Raw genomic sequence first — 5,413 nt, 5'->3', positions numbered from 1 at the left:
CCTCTCTTGTCGGGGTACTGTGGGTGTTGTGGGGGGGGGGGGCCGGGCGCTTCCGCGCGCCGAGGGGGCGGAGGACGCGGCGGGCCGGGCCTGCTCTGCCGGCGTGTCGGCCGGTTCGATGGTGGAGCTCACGCCGCTCAGTTTACCGGCGCGTCTGCCGGGCGGAGGCGCCCGTCGGGTCGTCCTCCGCGGTGATGCTCGCCCCGTCCGGCCCGACGGCGTCGCGCACCGGGGCGTCCTGCGTGCCCTCGACGATCTCACCCTTCGGGTCGGCGATCGCCTCGCCGCGAGCGACCATGCCGGCCTCGCCCGAGAGCTTGACCTCCTTGAGGAACAGCGCGAGCACGAAGCCGACGACGACGAGCGGGACCAGGTACCAGAACGCCGGGGCGAGAGCGTTCGTGAAGGCGTCGATCACGCCCGTCTTGACGGGCTCCGGGAGGGCCTGGACCGCGGCAGGGGTCAGGCTCGACGCCTCTCCCCCACCCGTGGCCGCGCCGCCGGGGATGACCTCCGCGAGGTTGGCCGACAGCCGCGTCGTGAAGATCGTGCTGAAGAGCGCCGTGCCCACGGCCGCACCGATCTCGCGGAAGAAGTTGTTCGCGCTCGTCGCGGTGCCGATCTCGTGGGGGTCCACGGAGTTCTGGACGGCCAGCACGATGGTCTGCATGACGAGCCCCATGCCGGCACCCATCACGAAGATCATGGCGCCGAACAGGACCATGGACATGTCGCCCGTGATCGTCGTGAGCCAGATGATGCCCGCGGTCGTGATCGCGAGTCCCGCGACGGGGTAGATCTTGTAGCGGCCCGTCCTGGTGATCGCGAACCCGGACCCGATCGCCGTGAGCATGACACCGACCATCATGGGCAGCATGAGGAAGCCGGACTCGGTCACGCCCGCACCGGTCGACATCTGCAGGAACGTCGGCAGGAACGCCAGCGCGGAGAACATGCCCATGCCGAGCACGAGGCCGATGAGCGTCGCGATGGTGAACGTGCGGTTCTTGAAGAGGTGCAGCGGCAGGAGGGGCTCCTCCGCACGCCGCTCGACCACGACGAACAGGGCGATCGATGCGAGGGTCGCGGCGACCATGCCCAGGAGCTTGGGGTCGGACCAGTCGTAGCCCCGGCTGGAGGTCAGCGACTCCCAGCTCGTGAGCAGGACGATCCCGGACGTCCCGACGACGAGGAAGAAGATGCCCGCGACGTCGATCTTGCGCCCCGAACGGTGGCTCGGGAGCTTGAGCGTGAACCAGGCGACGAGGAACGCCGCGATCCCGATCGGGACGTTGATCCAGAAGGCCCAGCGCCACCCCGGTCCCTCGGTGAACCAGCCGCCGAGCAGGGGGCCGATCACGGCCGCGATGCCGAACAGGGCACCCATGGGCCCCATGTACTTGCCGCGGTCCTTGGCCGGGACGATGTCCGCGATGATGGCCTGCGACAGGATCATGAGGCCACCGCCGCCGAGGCCCTGGACGGCGCGCCAGGCGACGAGCTCGGGGAACGTCTGGGCGAAGCCCGCACCTGCCGAGGCGACGGTGAACAGGCCGATCGCGACGAGGAAGGGCCACCGACGGCCCCACAGGTCGCCGAACTTGCCGTAGAGGGGCATGACGATCGCGATCGCCAGGATGTAGGCCGTGATGACCCAGCCCTGGTGCTCGACCCCGTGCAGCTCGCCGACGATGGTCGGCATCGCGGTGCCGACGATCGACTGGTCGAGCGAGGACAGGAACATCGAGGCCATGAGCGCGCCGAAGATCAGCCAGACGGTGCGCTGCGTCAGCACGATGAGCGGCTTGCCGCTGTCCGTGGGAGACGCGCCGGCCCCGGCCGGCGGGGCCGGCGTCGTGGAGCGGGAGGTGGACATGAGGAATCCGTTCAGGTCGGTGGGGAGCCACCCGGCGGACGCGGACCGCGGGTGCGAAGGGGAGCGAGGAAGGTGGTGCGAGGTGCGCGGTCAGCCCGGCGTGGACCCCGGACGGACGAGTGCCCGGAGCTGGGCGACGACCGAGCCGAGGTGGTCGACGGGTTCGCCGGTGCGCCCGAGACGCTCCCACTCGAGGGTCGTGGTGCGCAGGAGGCTCATCACGACCATGGCGAGCAGCTCGGGCTCGGGCACGAAGGGGTGGTCGGCGCGGCGCCGGTCGAACACGTCGATGAGCCCCGTGCGCAGGTTCTCGATCCACCACATGTGGCGGGCGAGGAGCCGGGGCTCGCGTTCGACGAGCTTGATCGCCCGGTGCACGCGGTCGAGGGACATGACCTGGTGGGCCAGCAGGTCGGTGACGAGCGCCTGGAGGTCGTCCAGGAGGTCCCCCGTGGGGCCGCCCCCGACGAAGACGGCCACGGCGTCGGGGGACGGCGAGAACTCCTCGACCCCGAGCACCGCGTCGTCCTTCGACGCGAAGTAGTTGAAGAACGTGCGTGTCGAGACGCCGATCGAGGTGCAGACGTCCTCGACCGTGACGTCGTCCAGACCTCGCTCGAGCACGAGGGTCTGGGCGGCGTCGATGAGCGCCTCACGGCGTTCGCGCTTCTTGCGCTCGCGCAGTCCCGTGGGGGCTGCGGAGGGCTCGACCAGATTCTGCACAGCCGCAACATTACACGTCGTGCAACTTTGCAGGCAATGCAGTATTTGCGTGACACCCGTCACGGCCGGGCTCTCGTCGCCGACGAACGGGCGGGCGCCGAGACGGGGCGTCAGGCCTCGCCGAAACCCCCCTCGACGGCGGCGAGCGCCGCGTCCCGGGCCTCGTTCGCCTGCGGCCCCTCGGCCGCGATCACGAGCTCCCGCCCGCCGGTCGCGCCCAGCTTCATCATCTCGAGCACGCTCGCGGCGTTGACCCCGTTGATGGTGACCTTCGCGTCGTAGCCCGCGACGAGCCGGGCGAGGATCGCCGCCGGACGGGCGTGCAGGCCGAGCGGGTTGCGCAACGTGACCGCACGCGGGGCGCCGGGCGAGTCGTCCTCGATGCCCGCGGCGCCGGCGAGCTGGTCGGCCGGCCCGGCGGCGGGGACGAACCCTCCCCCGGCTCCGGCCGCACTCTGCGCGAAGGTGCTGCCGGCTGCCTCGGCCGAGGCGAGCACCTCGGCGAGGCTGCCCCCGCCGTGCGCCGTGACGGCCGCGGCGACGGCCCCCTCGACGAACGGGGCGTCCGCGAGGACGACCCGGCCCTCGAGCGAGTCATCGAGCTCGATGACCGACTCGATCGTCATGACGGCCGACCCCAGGTCGGCGAGCACCACGACCCCCTCGGTCCCCACGAGGCCCCCGTCGACCGCGGTCGACACCACGTCATAGCTCGTCCCCAGGCTGCCGTCGTCCGTGCCGCCCGCGGGCAGGAGCAGCACGCCGGGAGCCATCTGCGCGGCGAGCTCGGCGGCCCCCTGCGCGAGACGGGCCGAGTGGGACACGAGCACCAGGGCGATCCGTGCACGATCGCCGACCTGTGGGGTAGTCATCGGGCCATCATTCACCGGGAGCGGCGGCCGCCGCGACCGCAGCCCGCAGGATCACGACGGTCGACGTCGCCCCCGGGTCCTGGTGCCCGATGCTCCGTTCGCCCAGGTAGCTCGCCCGACCCTTGGTCGCGAGCAGGGGGACCGTCGCGAGAGCGCCGGCCTCGGCCGCGGCGAGCGCCGCCTCGAGGACGCCCACGGGGTCCGCACCGGAGTCCGCCGCGGCGACCGCGGCGTCGACCGCGGGCTGCCAGGCGTCGACCATGGTCTTCTCCCCCGGCGCGGCCTTGCCGCGCGCGGTGATGCCCTCGAGCGCGCCCTCGAGCAGCGCGACGACGGCCGAGGAGTCGAGCTCCGCCAGTCCCGTGACCTTGGCCGCGCGCAGGAACGCGGTGCCGTAGAGCGGTCCCGACGCGCCTCCGACCGAGGACATGAGCGTGGTCGCCACGAGCTTGAGCACGTCGCCGATCTGCGCGGGCTCGGCCTCCAGCCCGTCCAGCTTGGCGACGACCGCCTGGAACCCTCGGTTCAGGTTCTCGCCGTGGTCACCGTCGCCGATCTGACGGTCCAGCTCGGTGAGCTCGTCCCGCGCCGACACGATCATCGTCGCGGTGTCCCTCATCCAGCGCACAGCCCACGCAACGTCCAGCGTCATCAATCGCCCTTTCCCTACTGTCCGGGGCGGTTCGCGAGAACCGCCCCGGTTGCGCCGTCCCCCGGCTCTCGGGGGTCGGCCGGAGTCACCACCGCAGAGCGGCGGTGTGCACGGGCGCGTCCCAGAGCGCGGTCAGCTCGTCGTCCAGCCGGAGCACGGTGACCGAGGCCCCCTGCATCTCCAGCGAGGTGACGTAGTTGCCCACGAGCGAGCGGGTGACCGCCACGCCGCGCGCCTCGAGCAGCCTCCTCGCCTGACGATAGACGACGTAGAGCTCGGACTGGGGCGTACCGCCCATACCGTTAACGAACAGCAACACTCGCTCGCCGCCCTCGAGCCGCAGGTCCTCCGCGACGGCGTCGACCAGCATGCCCGTGATCTCGTCCGCCGAGGCCAGGGGGATGCGGTGACGGCCCGGCTCACCGTGGATCCCGATGCCGATCTCGATCTCGTCGTCGCCGAGGTCGAAGCTGGGCTTGCCCACGTGCGGCACGGTGCAGGCGCTCAGCGCGACCCCCATGGAGCGGACGTTGGCGACGACCCGGCCGGCGATCTCGGTGACCTTGCCCAGGTCGTCCCCGCGGTCCGCGGCGGCCCCGGCGATCTTCTCGACCGCGACCGTCCCGGCCACGCCGCGACGCCCCGCGGTGTAGAGCGAGTCCTCGACCGCGACGTCGTCGTTGACGAGGATGCTCGCGGCCTGCGTGCCCTCGGCCTCGACGAGCTCGAGCGCGGTCTCGAAGTTGAGCACGTCGCCCGTGTAGTTCTTGACGATCGCGAGCACGCCGGCACCCGAGTCGGCGCCGAGGATCGCCGGCACGATCTGGTCCGGCGTGGGCGAGGTGAACACCGCGCCGGGCACCGCGGCGTCGAGCATCCCGGCACCCACGAAGCCCGCGTGCAGGGGCTCGTGCCCCGCGCCGCCCCCGCTGACGAGCCCGACCTTGCCGGGCACCGCGCCGCCCGCGCGCGAGACGTACAGCGGCGCGCGGTGGACCTCGACCAGGTCGGCGTGGGCCAGCTCGAACCCGTCGAGCGACTCCGTCACCGCGTCCTGCGGCTCGTTGAGCAGCTTCTTCATGGCGCATCCCTTCGTCGGACTGCTGCGGCACCGGGCGGCCGCGTGCACTGCTCGCGCACCGGTGACGCGTGCCCCCGGTGCCCGTCCCCCCATCAAACACCCCCGCGCGGCACGCGGCACGCAGGGAGCCGGGCCGTCACAGCGTGGGAAGGCCTCGGCCTCGGGAGAGACGCCCGCCCGACGACGCAGGGCGCCCCTCGTCCGAGGGG

5 protein-coding genes are annotated in these 5,413 nt (G+C 72.2%); all 5 read right to left on the bottom strand.

The window, feature by feature from the left end:
* Positions 1–142: 142 nt before the first annotated feature.
* Complete coding sequence (locus ACFRCR_RS16340; RefSeq protein WP_377678979.1) at positions 143–1,876, bottom strand: MDR family MFS transporter; 1,734 nt, start codon at positions 1,874–1,876, stop codon at positions 143–145.
* A gap of 90 nt (positions 1,877–1,966) precedes the next feature.
* Entirely contained in the window at positions 1,967–2,599 is a 633-nt protein-coding gene (locus ACFRCR_RS16335; RefSeq protein WP_377678977.1) for a TetR/AcrR family transcriptional regulator, read from the bottom strand.
* A 110-nt stretch (positions 2,600–2,709) separates the two neighbouring features.
* Entirely contained in the window at positions 2,710–3,471 is a 762-nt protein-coding gene (dhaM, locus tag ACFRCR_RS16330) for a dihydroxyacetone kinase phosphoryl donor subunit DhaM (protein ID WP_377678975.1), read from the bottom strand.
* A gap of 7 nt (positions 3,472–3,478) precedes the next feature.
* Positions 3,479–4,123, bottom strand: coding sequence for a dihydroxyacetone kinase subunit DhaL (gene dhaL, locus ACFRCR_RS16325; RefSeq protein ID WP_377678973.1), 645 nt, complete (start codon positions 4,121–4,123; stop codon positions 3,479–3,481).
* An 85-nt stretch (positions 4,124–4,208) separates the two neighbouring features.
* Positions 4,209–5,204 carry a dihydroxyacetone kinase subunit DhaK gene (gene dhaK, locus ACFRCR_RS16320; protein WP_377678971.1) on the bottom strand — a complete coding sequence of 332 codons (996 nt, stop codon included), beginning with the start codon at positions 5,202–5,204 and terminating at the stop codon, positions 4,209–4,211.
* Between the last annotated feature and the right edge of the window lie 209 nt (positions 5,205–5,413).

Source organism: Oerskovia sp. NPDC056781 (genome assembly GCF_042789955.1).
GTDB lineage: Bacteria > Actinomycetota > Actinomycetes > Actinomycetales > Cellulomonadaceae > Oerskovia > Oerskovia rustica.
The sequence above is the reverse complement of the archived record's forward strand: the minus strand, read 5'-3'. Positions and strand labels throughout refer to the sequence as shown.